Annotated in this window: 13 protein-coding genes; all 13 read right to left on the bottom strand. The window is 50.7% G+C overall.

Annotated elements, in window-relative coordinates; translation table 11 throughout:
• Positions 1–24: 24 nt before the first annotated feature.
• Complete coding sequence (locus tag BM030_RS11610) at positions 25–1014, bottom strand: discoidin domain-containing protein (RefSeq protein WP_170845715.1); 990 nt, start codon at positions 1012–1014, stop codon at positions 25–27.
• Between the two features lie 10 nt (positions 1015–1024).
• Positions 1025–2254: a BT_3987 domain-containing protein gene (locus BM030_RS11605; RefSeq protein WP_211657588.1), complete on the bottom strand. Its 1230-nt coding sequence runs from the start codon at positions 2252–2254 to the stop codon at positions 1025–1027.
• 90 nt (positions 2255–2344) lie between these two features.
• The gene (locus tag BM030_RS11600) at positions 2345–3394 is read right to left on the bottom strand and encodes a glycoside hydrolase family 18 (protein ID WP_090973839.1); all 1050 of its coding nucleotides are present in this window, start codon (positions 3392–3394) and stop codon (positions 2345–2347) included.
• A gap of 23 nt (positions 3395–3417) precedes the next feature.
• Complete coding sequence (locus BM030_RS11595; RefSeq protein WP_090973838.1) at positions 3418–5034, bottom strand: RagB/SusD family nutrient uptake outer membrane protein; 1617 nt, start codon at positions 5032–5034, stop codon at positions 3418–3420.
• Between the two features lie 19 nt (positions 5035–5053).
• Complete coding sequence (locus BM030_RS11590; RefSeq protein ID WP_090973769.1) at positions 5054–8344, bottom strand: SusC/RagA family TonB-linked outer membrane protein; 3291 nt, start codon at positions 8342–8344, stop codon at positions 5054–5056.
• A 224-nt stretch (positions 8345–8568) separates the two neighbouring features.
• Entirely contained in the window at positions 8569–9543 is a 975-nt protein-coding gene (locus BM030_RS11585; RefSeq protein WP_090973768.1) for a FecR family protein, read from the bottom strand.
• Positions 9544–9655: 112 nt separating this feature from the next.
• Complete coding sequence (locus BM030_RS11580; protein WP_090973767.1) at positions 9656–10228, bottom strand: RNA polymerase sigma-70 factor; 573 nt, start codon at positions 10226–10228, stop codon at positions 9656–9658.
• A gap of 166 nt (positions 10229–10394) precedes the next feature.
• Positions 10395–12578, bottom strand: coding sequence for a DUF4954 family protein (locus BM030_RS11575; RefSeq protein ID WP_090973766.1), 2184 nt, complete (start codon positions 12576–12578; stop codon positions 10395–10397).
• Between the two features lie 9 nt (positions 12579–12587).
• Positions 12588–14429, bottom strand: a complete 1842-nt coding sequence (glmS, locus tag BM030_RS11570; RefSeq protein ID WP_090973765.1) for a glutamine--fructose-6-phosphate transaminase (isomerizing) — start codon at positions 14427–14429, stop codon at positions 12588–12590.
• Between the two features lie 146 nt (positions 14430–14575).
• Positions 14576–15436 carry a bestrophin family protein gene (locus tag BM030_RS11565; protein WP_244518878.1) on the bottom strand — a complete coding sequence of 287 codons (861 nt, stop codon included), beginning with the start codon at positions 15434–15436 and terminating at the stop codon, positions 14576–14578.
• Positions 15437–15754: 318 nt separating this feature from the next.
• Positions 15755–17206, bottom strand: a complete 1452-nt coding sequence (locus tag BM030_RS11560; RefSeq protein ID WP_211657587.1) for a hypothetical protein — start codon at positions 17204–17206, stop codon at positions 15755–15757.
• Positions 17203–18138, bottom strand: coding sequence for a PKD domain-containing protein (locus tag BM030_RS11555; RefSeq protein WP_090973763.1), 936 nt, complete (start codon positions 18136–18138; stop codon positions 17203–17205). The genes BM030_RS11560 and BM030_RS11555 overlap by 4 nt, the downstream gene beginning before the upstream one ends.
• Positions 18139–18153: 15 nt before the next feature.
• Complete coding sequence (locus BM030_RS11550; RefSeq protein WP_211657586.1) at positions 18154–19263, bottom strand: endo-1,4-beta-xylanase; 1110 nt, start codon at positions 19261–19263, stop codon at positions 18154–18156.
• Positions 19264–19265: the final 2 nt, after the last annotated feature.

Raw genomic sequence — 19265 nt, 5'->3', positions numbered from 1 at the left:
CTATACTGTAATTTACAGGGTTTCCTATTCTGCTTTGTAAACATTCAAAACGGCCAACTGCGTGTAGGTGCTATTCCACTCCAGGGTCAGCCGGAGGTGACGGGCGTTAACTGGCGCATAGAAACCAATATATTGGTAGTTGCTCGCCAAAGCCATTTCACTAGCAGTTGCTGCTCCTTGTCCTTCGAATTGGATGCCGTCTACACTTGTTTCTACCGCTACCCGATTAAACCGGTATGAAAAATTGGAATAGCGGGCAAACAGCCGTAATCCCTCCACCAACTGTTGGCTGCCCATATCTATCGTAATCGTTGCTGGATTGCCTGATAGGCCCCAGAACGAACTGGTGGAGCTACTGAAAATATTCTGAGGTTGCCCACCCGTTGTCGCGTGGGTAGATGAAGCTGTCCATCCCGAGTAATCGGTTATCAGTGTACCAGTCAGTTTATCCGGGCCTACAAGTGGTTTGATGTTGCTCGTTGAAGTACGTACCACAACATAGACCGTCCGGTGTTCTTCATTGATGGCCATTTTAGGGTCCGAAACACTGTTCAGACGCACTGCAGCCACATATCCCGGTTCGGTGAGCAAGACGAGCTTTTCAGGCGAAATGGCAATGACAACCGAGTCAGTGTGGAAGCGATCTTTCCCAAATGCCGGCGATGTATTTTCCAGCGAAAGCACGCCTTCAGGAAAAGCGTGGTATTCGGTGTTATATTGGGTATTGTAAGCCTCTGCTACTGCATTGTCCAACACCAATCCGGCGGTTACCGCTCCAGAGACGGGCTTGGTCGCGTGAACGACAAACTTAGCCGATACTTGTCCCAACGAGCCCGCTGGTGTATGAACCACCTCAAATTGATATTGATTCCTCGGTGCGTTGATGGGGCTCCATACCCCGGTGTTGATGTACGCTCGGTTCATCGGGTCACCCACAACATCAAAATGTTCCGTGTCTGAGCATGAGATCACCAAGCCACATGCCCATATTAAAAAAAGATGTAGTCGTTTCATGATGGTTGAATTATTGTGTGCATTTGTTTTTGTCGTCCATGAGCCAACTAACCGCATGGCGCTTATCAAACGGGTTCAATGTGCCGTTTCCGGTATTATCCCGTACGGTCTGGGACCAATCCATATCATAACCGTTGCCAGTCGCGTCGTGGAAAATATGCCCTTCGGTTTCATTGAATTTCCAATACGCAACCAAATCATCAGCAGTGGGGTCCACTCCGCAAAGCCCTAATTTAATTTCACCTGGTGTGAGGTTCCGCTTCCAAACCCGTGTCTCGGCAATGCGTCCGTTAAAGTATTGCATCCGCGGATAGTTTGCCCATGACATGCCCAACTCAAAACGTTGGAATGTACATTCTCCGGACCCCATCAACTCGCTGTCCAGTTCGCCGTCTACATACATGCTTAGTTTACGGCCATCATAGGTAAGCGAAATCGTATACCATTGTCCAGTATTGAACCGAGTTTTTGAGACAATGCTTCCTGCAGGGTTCACCCATTGCAGGGAATTGATAGCTTGTCCATTTTCGCCGAATCGGAGCATGTTGGAGCGCTGTTCCTCTTTCGATGTAAACGAGCACAAACGGCTGATTTGTTCAGGCGTGGTGTGCCAGTCATTGATATAGCATTTTACTTCATACGTATACCGTGTCAGATTCACCGCCTTGTCGTCCGGAAAAATGTAGTTGCTGTAGAGATCCGTGTTGTTCATGTCAAGCGAATAAAAGCTGGATACGCGCGCAAGGCGTAGAAAAATCGTCCGTGAACTTGGCAACACATCCAGATTTCCTCCGCTTACATGGATAATGCTTACAGGGATGATGTAGGTGCGTCCATCAATGAGATCATCCGTAGAAGTTATGCGGACATTGATGCCCGTAGAAGAGGCACTGCCTGCTCGGATGATGCCTTCAGTGCCGTCAATGGCTACGGTGTTTTCCGGTACAGGATAGTAGCGGGTGCCGTGTTCGTTGTTATAGGCATCCACTTTCGCGTTGTCTTGTGCAAAACCGACCGTGATATCTTCTGTTACTTTTCCAGTAGCAGACGCCGTCACGGTATAGGTGGCCGGAGTTTCCTCCACCACGAAGCGCACAAGTGGGTTTACCTCCGTGCCTGTAATGAGTATCACTTCTTTGTTATAGTCGAATTTGTCGCCTTCTGTACAGGCCGTTATCCCGAGTATTGTTACCCCGGCGAGTAGCAAACCGAATTTATTACTTTTCGCTGTTTTCATCATCTTATAGATTTATCATGTAAGGCATTGAAATCTGCAAACGAGATTTGTTTTAAAAGAGCTTGTGGTTCATCGTTAGTTATTCTTGTTGTGCTATCGAATAGCTGGGTTGGCGATCTGGATGCACCGTCTCATGTTGTAGTAGGGTATACCCGAGCTGGAATAATAATCGCGGTCAAAATAAAATGCGCCGAACCCGGCCTTTTTCCCTTGCGTCGGGTTCCAACGGGCCATACCTTCTAATGAATACATTCGGCTGCCGTCCGTTGTCAGTGTGTTGCCGTCGGCTTCCACAAACGGCGAACCGCCATTCTCATACCAACTCCCTAAGTTTTCGGTAACGATAAACTTACTTGGGGGTGCCCAACTGATATTATCATAGTAACTTTGCAGTCGCGCGGCCGAATGCTCCGTAAACCCTTGGGTATAGGCTTGGCGGATAAAGTAATTGACATAAGGTTCCGTCTCTCTTGGTGGGTACTGGGAATAAAAGTCTACGATAAGGAGCTTGTCTGGATGCTTGCCCTTGGGACCGAAGTATTGGCCGATATATTCGACCATTTTGGTGAAGTGCGCTCCTTGTAGCCAGTCTCCTTCGGGCTCGTAGTCCAAGTCTACGCCATCTAAATTATAGTGGAGTACCTCGTCCACTAAGTGTTGGGCATATACGCGGATGCCTTCGTCGTTCTGGTTTTCACGCAAATCATATTCGGTACCATCCAATAGTGTAATCACTTTATTCATCCGCACGATGGTGGGTACCACAAAACGGGTTCCCTTTTTTTCCCGTACAAATTGCAGGTCTTTGTAGGCTACCGGGGCGTAAAGGTGGCTGTTGGGATCATTGCTCGGTATGCCGCCCCATAGCGAAAGGATATCGAGGCTGTCCGGCACGCCGAGTATACGTTCGCCCCAGGACGCTGGATCTTTATAGCCTCCTACGCCCTCGATGGGTGCATAGGCCGCAAACCAACCGAACGCCAATTGATGATCGGATTGCTTATATGCGCGCAAGTCGGCATAGTATTGTTCATCGTATGTTTTAAGCTTCTGGATTTCCAGCGGCTCCACCAGCGTGTCGCAGCTGACCAGCACCGTTGCAGCGCTGGCGCATAACCAAAGGTTTAATGTTAAGTTCTTCATGTCAATAGCATTAAGATCATGTATTATTTTTTGTCCCACCATAGTTTTGTGCCGCCATTGTCGGCTCCACCCAATTTGGAAATACCTACTTGTACCCCTGCCCGGTTGTTGTTATACTCAGATTGAGGGTAGGGTATACGGCGCACCTGAACGTTATTGCTGATAGTTCCGTTACTCCGGTTTTCTACCGGCGGTATTAGTCTTGGATAGCCTGTGCGACGGAACTCTGCCCATCCCTCAGGGCCGTCAGGATAGCCTGCGATCCATTTCTGTGTGATAATGCGTTCGAGGTTCACCTCAAAGGGATCTCCTTCGTTCCACGCAATGGTGGGCCCATTGGGAGCATTGGCATGGAAGGCAGATCCTTCGGCATTGTCTCTAAACTCAATGGGCCTGTTCGTTAGGTTGTTAATGTATGCATCGGCGCTGCCAACCCGGTTTTCATCAAAAGATACAGCAATGCCCGCACGGTAAAATTCTTGTGCGGTCCCCCCCATGTTCCAATTCCGCAAGGCTCCTTCAGCACGGAGAAAATAAGATTCTGCTGCTGTCATCCACACAATTTCTGTGGTGCTGTTGTCTACGTTCAGATTGGATATGCGGTTGCTCACATAGGGTGTCCAGACCGAAGTGACGATACCCAGCCGTACACCGTGATAACCCCCATCCACCGTTGGAGTGAAATAAGCCCCGCGCCGTGGGTCTTCATAGCCATTCAGGTAGGCATCCATGGTAGCTCCCATACGTACTTCGCCCGCGTTGAAGTTATAAGCGATTTCAAACAGGGGGTGGTAATACACCAGGTTCGATGTGTGTTTCAATGATGTACGCTCCTGCGGTTGCGTGATGAGCCCGATGGGATTGGCGATGGCTTGTTCGGCCTCTTGTTGGGCCTTGGTAGGGTTGGCGTAGACGATGCGCATCGCTAAGCGAAGCCGCAGAGTGTTGGCAAATTTGACCCAGTTGGTTACATTACCTCCGTAAATGAGGTCGTATTGTTCCAACAGGGTTGCGTTTGGGTTAGCCTGTACAAACTGAGTAAGCACTTCGATCGATTCGTTCAGTTCATCAAAAAACCGATAGTACACCTCATCCAGCCCATCATAATCATTCTGCAGCGAACCGCTTCCGTAGTTCAGGTAAGGGATGGGGCCATAAGCGTCGGCAACACGATGCATGCCCTCCACTTTTACAATGGTGGCTAGTGCGGCAACTTCCGGAAGCCCTTGCTCCTCGGCTATTTCGGCAATGGCCTGCCAGGCAGGCATGATGCTCGAAAATCCCGACCGGAACGTGGTTTCGATCCAATTGGTAATAAACGCGTAGGAGCCGTTATGCACCCCCCCATACCAAGTGCCAGTAGGCGCAACGTACCCCGAATAGATGTCGCTGGTGAGTCCTTGCGATACCTGATAGTCGGCATCCATGTTGCTGCCATCCTTAAAAAGGACTACATTTCGTTGCAATTGTGAGAAAAAGGCACCGGTTTTAAGGTTGTCGTGCGACATCATTTCCTCCGTGGCTTCATGCGGATTGGTGTTGTAGGTTTCGAATTTATCGGTACATGCGTTCAGCAACGCCATGGAGGCGTAGCCGACCAAAGCAAGCCAACGACAGGGTGTCTGGATAATCTTGGTCATAATTGTCATCTTTTGCGTCTTAAAATTGAAGTTTAAGAGAAAAACCTAAGCTGCGAAGGCTGGGCGACATGAAGTAGTCGATGCCTTGGAAATACGTTCCGGTATTGGCTGTGAGTTCCGGGTCGTACGGTGCTTTGTTGTATAAGAAAAAGAGGTTTCTGCCAATCAATGAAACGTTGGCACCCTTTATAGCGTTTACCCAGTGGTTGATGGGTAAATCGTACCCCAGTGCGAGTTCGCCCAAGCGGATGTTGGTAGCGCTGTAGGTGTACATAGAGGCCACGCCACCGGAAGATCCGCCCCCCACCACATCGTAGTAAGGCTTTGCCGGAATGGGCCGACCATTCACCAGCACGCCGCCCGCGTCGCGGGCATCAGCAGAAGCCTGTGAGGCTCCGAATGCATCCAAGATGGCTTGCGTATTGGATACGACCACCCCGCCCACGCGTCCGGTAAACAGAAAGCTTAGGGAAGCCCCTTTCCAAGTTAGGCTGTTGCCCCAGCCGAAATTGTATTTCGGGTTGCTATTGCCTGCATATACAAATTGATTGGGTTCCGCAACCACTGTTTGGTCGGTTGGATGTACGTAGATGGCTCCATGTTCATCCGTCCGTAGGCTGCTGACGTAAATGTCGCCCATACTACCACCTTCTTCCAGTACCATTTTATAGCTGCCTGTGCCGCCCATGTCGATTTCGGTCAGCGAAATTTGCTCGCCAGTCACCGGGTTGGTCCAGTTGGGAAGCAGTTCAACGATTCGGTTGCGGTTCAAAGAATATACCAGGTAGGTATTCCATTTCAAGGCCCCAAAATCTTCGTTGTACCGGGCGGCAATTTCTATCCCTTTGTTATCAATCTGGCCTGCGTTGACAATAACGCTCGTGTAGCCGGACGACGAAGAAAGTGTCGGCTCAAAAAACTGGTTATACGTGCTTGAATAGTATACCGTAGCATCGACGTTCAACTTATTGCGGAAAAAGGTAGCGTTAGTGCCAGCTTCCCACGATCGCGTACGTTCTGGGCGGAGATCGGTATTCGGCATCCGCGTTTGGGTTTGCGGATATCCGCTTGAAAGTGAGTAAGTGGGGATAGTCAGGAACGGGTTGGGCTCATTCCCCACTTCAGAATACGAAACCCGAGCTTTTAGGTAGGGTAATACATCGGAGCCGAAATTGAACAGGTCTGTTAGTACCGCCGATATGCCGATAGAAGGGTAGAAAAACGACTTGATGTTAGACATCGCCAGCGTAGAAGCCCAGTCGTTCCGCCCCGTTAGGTCCAGAAAAAGCTGGTCATGGTAGCCCAATTGCATACTGGCAAATACAGCCTGTTTGTTACGGTGATAACCAGACTGAGACGACTCCGCAGTCGAATTGTTTACGTTGGCGTACGTAAATAGGTTAGGTACACCATGGAGCTTTCCGCCATACATATTCTGGTCGTATTGCACATCTTCCACGTTGGTTCCGACATTGGCGGTTAGGTACAAGGCGTCTTGCGCAAATGTCTTGTTGATATTCATCAAAAATTCGGCATACACTTGTTGGGTTTGAGCCTCGTTCAACGAGTAATAGCCATTTTCTGAGGCAAACAAGGTGTTTGTAGACGCGTTGAATTTCTTTTCGAACTTGTCGTTGCTGCGGTCCAGTTTCAGTCGGCCGGAGAGGTTGATCCAATCGTTCAGGCGATATTGCAGCGTCGCATTTGTCATGTACCGCTGTTTGTTATTTTGGAAACGGTCACGCTCCATAATCCAATACGGGTTCTGCATAGATAATCCCTGGTCGCCATAGGGCCAAAATTGGGTTTTAAAATTCCGTGATGCATCATAGCGTTCGTATATCTGTACTTTCGTAAAGTCATCTCCAGCCGGAAATAGGTATATTGGTACGAGCGGATTGAAATACAATCCCTGCGCTGTCATATTCTGTTCATTGACGTTTGCGTGCATAAACCCGAGGTCCATCGTCATTCTGTCGTTCAAGAACGACGAGGTGTTGCGCACCGAGAAATTATAACGGTTATAGTCGTTATTGTGCAGTACTCCTCCCGCATTGACCGTACCTGCGGACACATAAGTCTGATTTTTGTCATTTCCCGTAGATAGGCTCACCGCATTGGTGACGTTGATGCCGGTGTTGAAGAAATCGCGCACATTGTAATCAGACGGTACGTTCAGCTTTTCGCCCCAGCTGTAATAGCTGCCTGGCTCAGATGGCCCATAGGTGTTCTGTAGTGCCGGCAATATCAGTGGTGCGGAAAACTGCGTGTGATTCGATACATTAATGGAAAATTGGCCTTGCTTGCCTTTCTTCGTGGTAATAAGGATCACCCCATTAGACGCCGAGCTGCCGTAGAGTGCCGCCGCCGCAGAGCCGCTCAACACGGAGATGCTTTCAATGTCTTCGGGATTAAGGTTCGATATTCCATCGCCCGTTTGGCCGGCTCCTGAATAGATGTCTGCCGGCTGGTCAGTGGAAAGGCTGGGCATCGGAATACCGTCAATCACATACAGTGCATTGTTGTTGCCCGAAATGGATTTGACACCCCGCATCACCACCCGGGATGATCCACCCACACCAGAGGAAGCGCTGTTGATGGTTGCGCCTGCAATTTTTCCGTTGAGGTTATTTACGAAGTTGGCGTCCGAAACCGTGTTAATAGCGTTTCCGTCAATTTGCTGCACGTTGTAAGTTAGCGACTTGGATTGTCGCCTTATCCCCAGCGCTGTTATTACCACTTCGTTCATTTCCGTAGCCGCGACTTGAAGGGTGATGTCCAAAGCCGTTCGTCGGCCAACGGCCACCTCCAAGGGCTGCATACCCACAAACGAAACGGCGAGCGTATCCTGGTCCGAAGACACGGTTATAACGAAACGTCCTTCTGTATCCGTTTGCGTGGTTTCTTCAGTAGTTTTTACAACAATAGTGGCACCTGCAACGGGAGTGCCATCGGTATCTTTCACCGTGCCAGACACCTGTCGTTGCTGTGCCCCCAAAAGTGATCCCGGTTTTGGCCGTACGATAAGGATATGATTGCCACTCATCCGCAGTTCCAAGCCTTGTTCACGCAACGCGGATTGAAGCACCGATTTCACTTTCGTATTGGTTGCTGAAACAGACACCTTGCGGTTTACGTCTACCTCCTCAGCGTCAAACAAAAATGAATAACTTGTCTGTTTTTTGATTTCCGCAATCAGCTCGGCAAGGGGCCGGTCGCTTAGTTTCACAGAAACCTTTGCCTCCTGTGAATAGCCAGATGCCGACACGCCGATGATGCCTACGAACATCAGTATGCATGCTAACTTCATGATTTTAATAATTCTTCGAGGATAATTTATTGGGCATAACAATCCCAAGCAGTGTATTTTTCTATACATTTGCAGTTAATTGAGGTTAATAGTCACGTATTAGTCCAAGGTGATCGGGGAATGTAGCCGCATTCTCCGATTCATTTTTTACGATGCCGGATGTCTTATATCATATATCATTAATTTTAAGTTGTTATAAAATGGTTATCCTTCGGTTAATTTTACTAATAAATAGCTACCTTCCGGCCTTCGATTCGATACGTGAAGGCCTCTAACGACGCCATGATCTTCAGGATTTCTTCCAAGGTTTCTCCTTTTGTAAAATCACCGGTAAACTTGCGCTTTTCCAGTGCTTCCCGGTGGATGGTAATGTCGGCACCAAACATTCGTTCCAGATCATGGATTATTGTTTTCAATTCAGCGTTTTTGAATATCAGTCTGTTGTTTACCCAGTCGGTGCCATATTCCGATGCATTGGGTAAGATGGTATACTGCCGTTGCCGGATATCGTAAATCGCCAACTGATCCGGCCGTAAATGCAGTGGCTGTCCTGCCTTGGTTTGCAATTCCACCGCTCCTTCTACCAACGCTACGCTTACCTGTGCGTCATCGGGATAAGATTTTACGTTAAACGATGTCCCATGTACTTTTATCTCCATCGCTTCCGTCTCTACAATAAAAGGCACATCGGTATTCTTGACTACTTCGAAATAGGCCTCACCCTGCAATTTTATTCGGCGCTCACGTTTACCAAAATTATCACCGAGCCGGATTTCGGTGGCGGCATTCAACCAAACCACCGTGCCGTCTTGCAATACCGTTTTTGAAGTAGAACCCCTGGGTACGGTAATCGTCGCAACGGCCGGAGCTGCTTCCGGCCGTTGCCATAGCCAATACGACGAGGCCAGCGTAACCAATATCAGCGCGGCTGCTGCACCGGTGTAACGAAGTAGACTTTGCCAGCCGGTTACACTGCCCCGAGTCTTAGTACAGAAATTGTTATATGCCGTAGACGGGTCGAAACGTTTGTCTTCGGTTGCTGCATCGGCGGCTTCCCATAGCCGCTTCACGGCTTCGTAATAGTGCCGGTTTTCATCGGAGGCATTGAGCCACTCGTCCAGTGCGTGTTGCCGCTTGGCCGTAATTTCACCGGTTAGCGCCTCATGTATATGGTTTAGCCACTTTTCTTGATGGTCCATTTCTTCCTTTCCTGTTTTTAGCTGGTGCTTAGATATAAGACAGTCAGAATGGATTTTCGGGTAAATCCGATGTGATGTTTTTTTGGAAATGTTAAATCGGCGTGGGTCGATGTTAACGGCGGGGTGGTATAACGTAATCTTTTAGATCGGTCCGGAGTTTGGATAGAGCCTGCTTGATGTGGTACTTAACCACATCTATAGAAACACCGGTATGCTGAGCAATGGCCTCGTATTTCATCCGTGAAAAGCGGCTTAGCGAAAAAATGTGTGCGGTTAAAGGGGGCATGGCATTCAGGCTATCCTTGATTTTCAAATCCAACTCCTGTTCCAGCAACATTTCCATGGGGGTTGGAGTTTCAGGTTCCATGTGTGCTCCGTCAAGGGCTATTGATCTCCTGTACTTATCAATAAAAACCTGGTTACGTCGGAGCTCTTCCAGATAGTTCAGGCATCGGTTGCGTACACTCCTAAGCAAGTATCGTCGCAACGACCTGATGTCAATCGTTGCCTTACGCTGCCAGATGCTGAAGATAACGTCATTTACCATAGTCTCTGCAACGTATGCATCGCCAACCAAGCTGTCCGCAAACCGGCACAGCACACGATAATGGTGTTGGTACAACCATTCATACGCCCGGTTGTCTCCAGCTTTTAGGCCTCTAATGATTTCCTCATCGCGATCCATCACATACGGGTGGTTAGGTTGTGTTATTTTTTTGTTGCCAAATTGGTTTCACAGTGAACGGTCCGTTGGAGCGGAGTACGGACAAAGTTAAAAATAAATACAACAATTTTTTGTCGACAGTTGTTACAGGGTCGCCGCGATATCCTTGGGTGCACGCGGCCCGGAACTAAGCCAGATATGTCTTGACGCTTCGGGCATACCGGTCATACTCCTCCTGCTGCTGCCGGATAAAGGCATTGTCAGCTAAGCGGCCTATTACAGCGTCCATTTCCTGCTCGTTTTCATACACCATCAGGCGGAAGGGATTCTGGTAGTCTTTGGCCCGCGTCTTATAGATTTCTTTACAAATCCACTGCTTGGTAGCCACGCTTTCCTCAATCAGCGTCTGGAGATAAGGTGCTGTCAGCTGAACCTTTTCCATGCCGTTCACTTCCAGGAGCGAGGCCAGTGCATGTTCCAATTTGTGCGTAGGGTATTGGCTGCTGAGCTGGTGGTAGCGCTGGTGCACGGTGTCCCAATCGTTGATGCGGCCTCCCCGGATGTCATCAACCAGTGCTGCCAGGTCGGTTTTGCGGATGAGCTGCCCGCCCACGTTTTCAAACAGCGCACGTTCCGCAGTAAGCCCATCGGTCAGGTAAGCTGTTTCAAACTGTGCGTAGGTGTGGGTATCGAAATACTGCTTCAGTTGGGTTGCCGCATAATAGGTAATCATGCGCTTGTAGGCCGCATAACCCTCCCGTACCTTGATGAGCACCACCTTGCGCGAGGAATTTTCCACCCCGTCCAATAAGATTTCCCGTTCGCGCAGGTCTGCGCCGGGGTCGGCCAGCAGCTCCCTTCCCAGGCGGGCCCACTCGCCGCTGTCGGCGGCCGGATGGTAGGCCTTGCCTACGGCGGTCTCCATTTCGCGCAGTGCGGAGAAGGTTTCGTTAATGGTATCCGGCGCCAGCACATCGTATTCAAAGTACTGGTTTTTGAGCGTGCGGCGGTCACGGCTGATGAATTTCATGTTGTTCCGCATCAGCGCATACATGTTGTACAGAAACCAGTAGGCCGGCAGTATCAGCAACCGGTTGTTGGGCACGTCGTGGCTCACCATCGCAAATGGCATGCGGATGTCCAACTCATGCATAAAGTCGCCTTTTACAATCAATGTGTATGAAGCAAAGCGCGAATTATGCTTGAGGCTCACGCAGAGGCCCGGCCAGAAGCCGCGTCCGGCCACGATTTCGCCGTCGGCACCCCGCGAGTTGTGGTTGGAACCCACGGTAGCCCCAGCCGCCATGTTGCTCTGGCCCATCACCAGTGAGGCGCAGAGAAACGAGTTATTATGGTGCTGCTCATGCGCCGGGAAGATGAGCGAGTTCAGCACTTCGCAGCACGAGATGGTGCTGTTGTCGCCCAGAAACGAATTGATTAACCGAGCGCCGTATTTCAGTTGGGAAAATGACGAGAGAATAAACCGCACCGCTTTTACGCCGTAGAAAATGCGGCAGCCATGGCCAATGATGCCATTAACCAGTTCGCACCCTTCGCCAATCTGGGTGTATGCCCCCGCAATGGAGTTCACCGTTACGTTCTTGAGTTTATTTACGCCCTTGATGTAAGCGTCGGTGCCTATTTTAACATCCTTGATGATGTGCGAATTTTTAATCACCGTGCGGTGGCCTACTACGCTGTAATAGCCCCGGCGCGAATCGAACCGGCCAAAGGTCATCGCTTTGAAACGTTCCTGGAGCTGCCGGTCGTGGCGGTTGCGTGTCCAGAGGTATACATCCGAGGCCTGCATGCCGTCATAAGGCAGTACCGCCCGCCCACCGTTTTCGTTGCATAGCTCCAGCTCAATAAGACTGCTTGCGGCATCGCCGTCCTTCAAGATGCCGTTACCGAACTTGGCATTGCTGCTGGTTTCCATCTCGTGCACGTTAAAGAGCATCACCTCCTCGCCGATGATAAAATGCGCCAGATACCGTACATTGTGGATGGCCGCTCGCGCGCCGATGTCGCAGCTCACCACGATACTGTGGTAGATTCCTGTCGGCAGTTGCAGGTCGCGGTACTCCAGGTATACCGGCTCCATCGGGCCGATGCGCACACGCCCGTAAAATTTGCATTGCTGGATTTGGTCCGGCAAGAAAGGGTCAGCTACCCACACATCTTTCCAGTTCGGCGAATAATTGCCATTGCGGATGAGGGAGTCAATTTCCGCCTCATGCAGCGGCCGGTAGCTATAGGTTGCCAGCTGCTGTTTGTCGCGCAGGTAATACTCATCATGGCCTTCCGGCAGGTATTCGCTCGGGACGAAACCATACCCCAGGGTATTCAGTGGTTTTTTGTGCAGGGAACTCATGGCGTCGTACTATTCCACGGTCACCGATTTGGCCAGGTTCCGCGGCTTGTCTACATCCAACCCCCGCTCCACACCAATGTAGTAGGCCAGCAGTTGCAGGGGGATAACGGCCAGCAGGGGTGCTACAATCTCATGTGCCCTTGGCACCACCATTACGGTTTCCGCCAGGCCGGTCACCGTATCGTCCCCTTCAGACACCACGGCCACCACCTTGCCCTTGCGGGCGATGATTTCCTGGATGTTGCTGACGATTTTTTCGTGGTAAGCATCCTTGGTCGCTACGAATACAACGGGCAGCATTTCGTCCACCAGCGCTATCGGGCCGTGTTTCATTTCTGCGGCCGGATAGCCTTCGGCGTGGATGTAGCTGATTTCTTTTAGTTTCAGGGCGCCCTCCAGGGCAATCGGAAAGTTATATCCGCGGCCCAGGTAGAGGAAGTCGCGCGCGTCTTTATATTGGCGGGCAATATTCTGGATGTGGTTCACCTGGTTGTCAAGTATCCACTGTACCTTATCAGGCACTTCATTCAGCTCGCTCAGCAGTACGCCGAACAGCTCCCGGCTGATGGTTCCCCGTATTTCGGCCAGCTTCAGCGCTATCAACTGCAGCACCGCCAGTTGGGCGGTGAATGCTTTGGTGCTCGCCACGCCGATTTCAGGCCCCGCGTGCGTATAGGCCCCGGCATGAGAAATGCGGGCAATGGAAGAGCCCACCACATTGACGATGCCAAAGATCGTGGCACCCTGTTGTTTGGCGTTTTCCAGAGCCACCAGGGTATCGGCCGTCTCGCCGCTCTGCGAAATGGCGATGATGACATCCTTTGGTGATACAATCGGGTTCCGGTACCGGTATTCCGAGGCATACTCCACCTCCACGTTGAGGCGGCAGAGCTCTTCAATGAGGTATTCGCCCACCAGGCCCGCATGCCAGCTGGTGCCACAGGCCACAATCACTATCCGGTTTGCCTCGCGCAACTGATTTTCAATCTTATCCAGGCCGCTCAGCGTGATGGTTCCCTGTTCGGCAAGGAGCCGGCCCCGCAGCGAATCCCGGATGGTTTGTGGCTGTTCATGGATTTCCTTCAGCATGAAGTGATCAAAGTTACCCTTTTCGATGGCCGCCAGTTCCAGGTCCAGTTGCTGCACAAAGGGCGTGATCCGCTCATTTCCCAGGTTCTTGAGTATCAATTCATCAGGCCGTACAATGGCCAGCTCATAATCGTTAATGTATACCACCTCCTTGGTATAGGCCAGCATGGGTGAGGCGTCCGAGCCGAGGAAATGTTCGTTTTTCCCCACACCGATAACCAGCGGACTGCCCTTTCGGGCAGCGATGATGGTATCGGGGTACTCCTTGTCGATGAGGAGGATTACATACGCACCGGTCACCCGTTTCAGGGCGATGCGCACGGCCTCTTCCAGCGAACATACGTTGTTCAGCTTGATGTCTTCGATGAAGTTGAGCAACACCTCAGAGTCCGTGTCGCTGCCAAAGGTATATCCTTTTCCCAGCAATTCGTTTTTCAGCTGCGCATAGTTCTCGATGATGCCGTTGTGGATCATGGCAATGGTGCCCGATTTCGAAAAATGCGGGTGTGCATTGCGGTCAGACGGCTCACCGTGGGTAGCCCACCGGGTATGGCCGATGCCCGTGGTGGCCGTTGTTGACCGCTCGGCGGCAAACGCTTCCAACGCCGATACTTTTCCCTGTTTCTTGTAAACCAGAATCTGATTTCCCGTATGCAAGGCCACCCCGGCACTGTCGTAACCGCGGTATTCCAATTTTTTCAGTCCGTCAATCAGGATGGGGTATGCTTGTTTTTGGCCGGTATAGCCTACGATTCCACACATATAGATCGTGTTCGATTTTAATTGTATGTCGACAAAAATAATATTTTAAGTATAAAATCAATCGATTGCGTAAATTAATTTTTCGCCGAACCCCGGGTGGATTCGATTTACCTTAGCGGCAATGGCCGCCGCCAAAGCAACGGCTCCTATAGGATGAAAAACGTTTTGGGCTTTGCCGGTTCGGGCCATCTTTCCTCGCCGAGCAGCTGCCGTATATTGATTTCTATGGTGCGTGCAATGGTCGTAACCGGAATATCGCTCGGCCGGTTCCGGAACGGATCCTGCAAGTTATAGGCCGTCTTGTCCGCTAAGAAAAACAAAGCCGAAATCAATACCAGCAGGGGAATTTCAAATACCGCATGCACATCCTGTATGGCGATGGAAAGGGTAATGAGAAACAGGTAAATCGCCGCATGCAGGAACAGCCGGTACGTCACCGGAAACACCGTGGTATTGATGCGTTCGGCGCGCCCCATGGAGTCTACCAACCGAACCAGCGTTTTGTCGAGCTGTACACGGCAGAACACGTCCAATGCCCCCGCCTCGGCCAATTTCTTAATGGACAGCGCCTGTTGTTGGATGATTGCCAACGCCTTGTTCTGATGGTGTACAAGCTGGTCGATGTCTTCCTGCCGTAAACAGCCGGTATTGCGCGTTAACGGATTCAAGCCACGCAAGGAATCGCCCAACGCGTAGCACCAGGCAATTTGCCGGTGTCCCATTTCCGTAATCACCGCTTGGTGTTCGGCGCCCAGGTAGCTTTGCAATTGCACCACCAACGTCCGGGAGTCGTTCACGATGGAACCCCATATTTTTCGCGCCTCCCACCATCGTTCATACGATTGGCTCATTTTAAACGAAAGCAAAATCGAAATGGCCGTCCCCAGAAATGCCGGAACCCCTAAAGGCATTTCAGGTAGCCGTTCCGATAATAAGTGGGTAAATGCGTTAAATGCTAATCCGATAATAAAAACCAGTCCTACTTCAAGCCGGACCTTCTTAAACATGTAACGAAATGGTATGCCTCTGGTTTTTATCAGCATAAGCGATTCGGGTTTTTCTGACAACTATCCCGTTAACAACATTCGGGCCAGAATGTTTTCCCGCTGTAAGCGCATAAAAAAGCCCCGAAACGGGGAGAATCGGGGCTTCCAAACTAACCAATTATAAACCTAAATTATGAAAAGACAACTTTAACTACTGTCACTATGATAACGGACGATTATCCGGTTAATTATGCAGTAATTGTCAAAATTCTGTTATATAAGATTTCCGACCGCCGCTTGTTTATCTCGGCATGCATGACCATTTGGTCAGGCGCCGAGTCAGAAACTCTTCCCTGCATCGAAATACTCAATTAGTCCGTATACACGGTTGTTCAGCATTTTCATTTGCGCCAGCAGCGGCAGATAGGGATTATAACGGCTGTCTACGATTCCTTTGTTTGAGTCCCGGTTTGATGGATCCGTCGTCAGATCTTGGGGGTCATTATCCTGGTAGGTAAACCAATGCCAGCCCACGCACGCTTTGCTTTTGATTAGTTCCAAGGCAAAATTCTGGTAAAAGTACCCACGGTCTGCTTGCGTGGGTACATTCCAGCCCGCGCCGGTACGGTTGGGCAGGCCGGAGTCTTCGCCTTTGGTGTACCATTCGGTGATTAGAAAGGGCTTGCCCGACCAGGCTTCCCAATTAGCCATTTGCGTTTGGTCCGGCTCCCACTTCCGGTAATGGTTAATGGAGATCACGTCCATGTACTTGCCCGCTACCTTAAAAATTTCCGGGCTGCTCAGTTCTTCTTTTTCCTGGTTAAAGCGGCATCCCAGATACAGGTGGTTGGGGTCGTATTTACGGATAGCCCGGGTTACCTTCTGCATGTAGGTTTCAAAATAAAAGGCATTGAAAGCGGCGCGGTCTTCGTCTGTAATATCAGCCACGGTCGCATTCTTGCCCCTGCGTCGGTCGAACCATTCCCGGGCCGCTCGGTAACCAGGTTCTTCGGTTCCAAGCTTGGTGAGATGCCGGTCCAACGCATCGTTCTTCCAGGGCAGTTCATTGTCTGTATAATAGCCCAGCAGGTACTTATCCTCGGCGTATTCAGCTATAGGCTTTATCGCGTCTTCCACATAACGGTCAAATTCGGGGTCAAATACCATTACCAGGTCAAACCGGTAACCCTGCCATCCGGCCTCCTCATATTTGCCGCCGAATTTCTTCAGGTGGTCGGCTTTATAGCTGCCCATGGGGTTAACGATGATGGTATATACCAAAGGAATTTGCTGCTCCCGCAGAAGCCCGTGGTCGGACCAAGCGCCTGTACCGTTAAAACCGTGGCTGATAAGCAACTGGCTTTCCTGGTTGGCCCACTGTGCCCGGATCCCGTATTTGGCTACCAGCGACGATTGCTGGGTCACCGATCTACCGGGCCGGAATACGGCCACGCCGCGGTGGATAAACGGATACCCTTCAGGGTCCACCAGCCACCAACGATTCCCTTTTTTCTCCACCCTGAAAAATCCGGTGCCTTGCGAAGTTGCTATTTTCCATCCACCGAAAACACCGGTCTCGGGATTTTCCTTGATGATGGCCGGCAGCCGGTCTACGGTTTTTGCGGTGTATTCGATCCATTGCATACTGTCTGCGTTGGGCCGTGCTTTTACCATGCGATAGCGAGGACCGTCCGCTTGTTCGCTTCGAGAAGCCGTACAGGATGCCAGGCCAATCAGGCCTAGAAAGAAGCCGGCCATAACGGCCGGTCTTGAAGGTATGTGCTTGATCATTGTTGTTTCAGCTCCACTTTTTCAGACATGAAAACGTGGTCTACATAAAAGGTATAATTATCGTAATTCCGTACATCCCCAGGAGCGCTCCTGATTAACAGGAAGTCCGTAATTTTAGCCAGATTCAGGGTGTTAGCCTGATCCCTTGCCATAATGTCGGCTACCGGAATAGAAACCAGGTGCCAACGGCCGTCGCGCTTGAACCCATATTCTTCGCCCCCTGCGGTAAACTCCAAAACAGCGTTGCCGCCGTCGGCACAACGTATGCGCAGTAGGATGTTCGCTTGGCTCTCGGATTTGAGCGCGACGTTGTAAAAGCCGTTTTCGAAGGCCGACAGGTCGATGTTCCGTCCGCTACCTTCCTGCAATGCGGCCATCGCCCAATCGGATTCCCCAGAAGCTTCAAATTTATAGGCTTGCACCCCTTCCAGCGCTTCGGGAATAACCGTGGGCGCAAAGTGGTTCATGTTGATGGCCCGCACGGAATTGATGCGGCCGGCGGTGGTTTCCATTTCGGTGAACAGCCCAAAGGTGGCGCCGAAATCATATTCCGGAATCACCAAATCCGGGTCTTTTTCCACCTCTACGTCAAATACGTATTGTCCCCGCTGATTATCGATAAACACGATATTGAGTACTGCCTTGAAGCTGCCGCCCCGGGGGTAGGTCACTGTAACCACTGAGTCAGATGAAGTTGCCGGATCGCCGCCTTCAAAAGTCCAGTTACGGCGGTGCACTTTGGTAGACAAATCCGTAAACGTAATGCTTTCTCCAAACTTGATGCCGGTGGCAGAGGCCGTAGCATCTGCCACGCCCGGCTCGTGTAGCACCACGCGGTACTGATCGGCCTTTTCGCAGCCGCCCAAGAGAAGGAGCGCCATGCCGAACAGGGCGTTGGTAACCCGCAAGTTCAATTTATTGAAACCTTTCATAATTCTCCAATTGTGTTAGTTATTTTTCAAGCCTGCGAGGAAACCGCGGTAGGCTTCTTTTTCTTGATAGTGCTGATCAAAAAGCAGGGGATATTCCTTGGCATGCCAGTAGTCGGTTAGCCAAGTGTATTTGTCGGTAACCCCCCAAGTGGTGATGGCAAATTTCTGGTCAGCCGGCAGGCTTTCGTACGACTCAACGATAAACCGGTACATGTCCGCCTGCTTTTGAGCCTCCGCCTGGGTAAACGCATAGCTTTCCGACTGCTGTACGTTCACGATGATATCCAGTTCCGAAAGATGTATCAACAGGCCTGTAGACGCCATGTCTGTCAATCCGTTTTTAATGGTGTTTTTGTCGGTCGTTACCCGGTAGTGGAACTGGTCGCCGATACCGTGAATCGGGATGCCTTCATTTTTGAACCGGCTAACCATGCGCTTGATGGCGCTTCGCTTCGCAGATGCCAGCACTACGCTGTAGTCATTGTAAAACAATTTGGCGTCGGGGTCTGCTTCGTGCGCATATTTAAAGCACCGGCCATAGAAACCGATAGGATCGTTGAACGTGGCAAACACCGGGCAATCGGTCGATCGCAGCGTACCGTTGTCGTTGAAGATTTCGTTGGCCACATCCCAGCTTTTTACCCGGCCCTTGTACCGGCCTACGGTGGTTTGGATGTAGGCCCTCACCCGGTCTTCAAACGCCGTGGAATCGTAACCGGCGTTTTTGAACCATCCAGGGAACGATTTATACCATACCAGCGTGTGGCCATGCACCTCCAGGTCGTTGTCCTTGGCGAAGTCAACTACCCGGTCGGCGTTACTCCAGTTATACCCGGTAGCTGATGACCAGATGAGTTCCATCTTCATTTCCCATTCAGCGGTCACTTGACTGAAGTGGCTCTTCACGGTATTCGCATAGGCAAGTTCAGCTAAGTGGGCCGTTTTGATGGCGGCTCCGATGCCGAAATTTGCCTTTTCTTTCAAGATAGATGGGCCCGGTTGCTCTTCGGGCGGTTCGGTATCCGGGCGTGGACCGTCGCCCTTGTCGCTGCAAGCGGCCTGTGCCATCATCAGTAGCAGGAGCGTACATGCTCGCATGGAAAGTAAAAAAAGTCTCTTGTTCATGG

The organism is Parapedobacter composti (assembly GCF_900112315.1).
In the GTDB taxonomy this organism is placed as follows: Bacteria; Bacteroidota; Bacteroidia; order Sphingobacteriales; family Sphingobacteriaceae; genus Parapedobacter; species Parapedobacter composti.
This window is presented reverse-complemented; position numbering and strand designations above follow the sequence as displayed.

Excerpts from the sequence above, each read along its gene's own strand:
- BM030_RS11610 (WP_170845715.1), bottom strand. The coding sequence starts at position 1,014 with ATGAAACGACTACATCTTTTTTTAATATGGGCATGTGGCTTGGTGATC.
- BM030_RS11605 (WP_211657588.1), bottom strand. The coding sequence starts at position 2,254 with ATGATGAAAACAGCGAAAAGTAATAAATTCGGTTTGCTACTCGCCGGG.
- BM030_RS11600 (WP_090973839.1), bottom strand. The coding sequence starts at position 3,394 with ATGAAGAACTTAACATTAAACCTTTGGTTATGCGCCAGCGCTGCAACG.
- BM030_RS11595 (WP_090973838.1), bottom strand. The coding sequence starts at position 5,034 with ATGACCAAGATTATCCAGACACCCTGTCGTTGGCTTGCTTTGGTCGGC.
- BM030_RS11590 (WP_090973769.1), bottom strand. The coding sequence starts at position 8,344 with ATGAAGTTAGCATGCATACTGATGTTCGTAGGCATCATCGGCGTGTCG.
- BM030_RS11585 (WP_090973768.1), bottom strand. The coding sequence starts at position 9,543 with ATGGACCATCAAGAAAAGTGGCTAAACCATATACATGAGGCGCTAACC.
- BM030_RS11580 (WP_090973767.1), bottom strand. The coding sequence starts at position 10,228 with ATGGATCGCGATGAGGAAATCATTAGAGGCCTAAAAGCTGGAGACAAC.
- BM030_RS11575 (WP_090973766.1), bottom strand. The coding sequence starts at position 12,578 with ATGAGTTCCCTGCACAAAAAACCACTGAATACCCTGGGGTATGGTTTC.
- glmS (WP_090973765.1), bottom strand. The coding sequence starts at position 14,429 with ATGTGTGGAATCGTAGGCTATACCGGCCAAAAACAAGCATACCCCATC.
- BM030_RS11565 (WP_244518878.1), bottom strand. The coding sequence starts at position 15,436 with ATGTTTAAGAAGGTCCGGCTTGAAGTAGGACTGGTTTTTATTATCGGA.
- BM030_RS11560 (WP_211657587.1), bottom strand. The coding sequence starts at position 17,206 with ATGATCAAGCACATACCTTCAAGACCGGCCGTTATGGCCGGCTTCTTT.
- BM030_RS11555 (WP_090973763.1), bottom strand. The coding sequence starts at position 18,138 with ATGAAAGGTTTCAATAAATTGAACTTGCGGGTTACCAACGCCCTGTTC.
- BM030_RS11550 (WP_211657586.1), bottom strand. The coding sequence starts at position 19,263 with ATGAACAAGAGACTTTTTTTACTTTCCATGCGAGCATGTACGCTCCTG.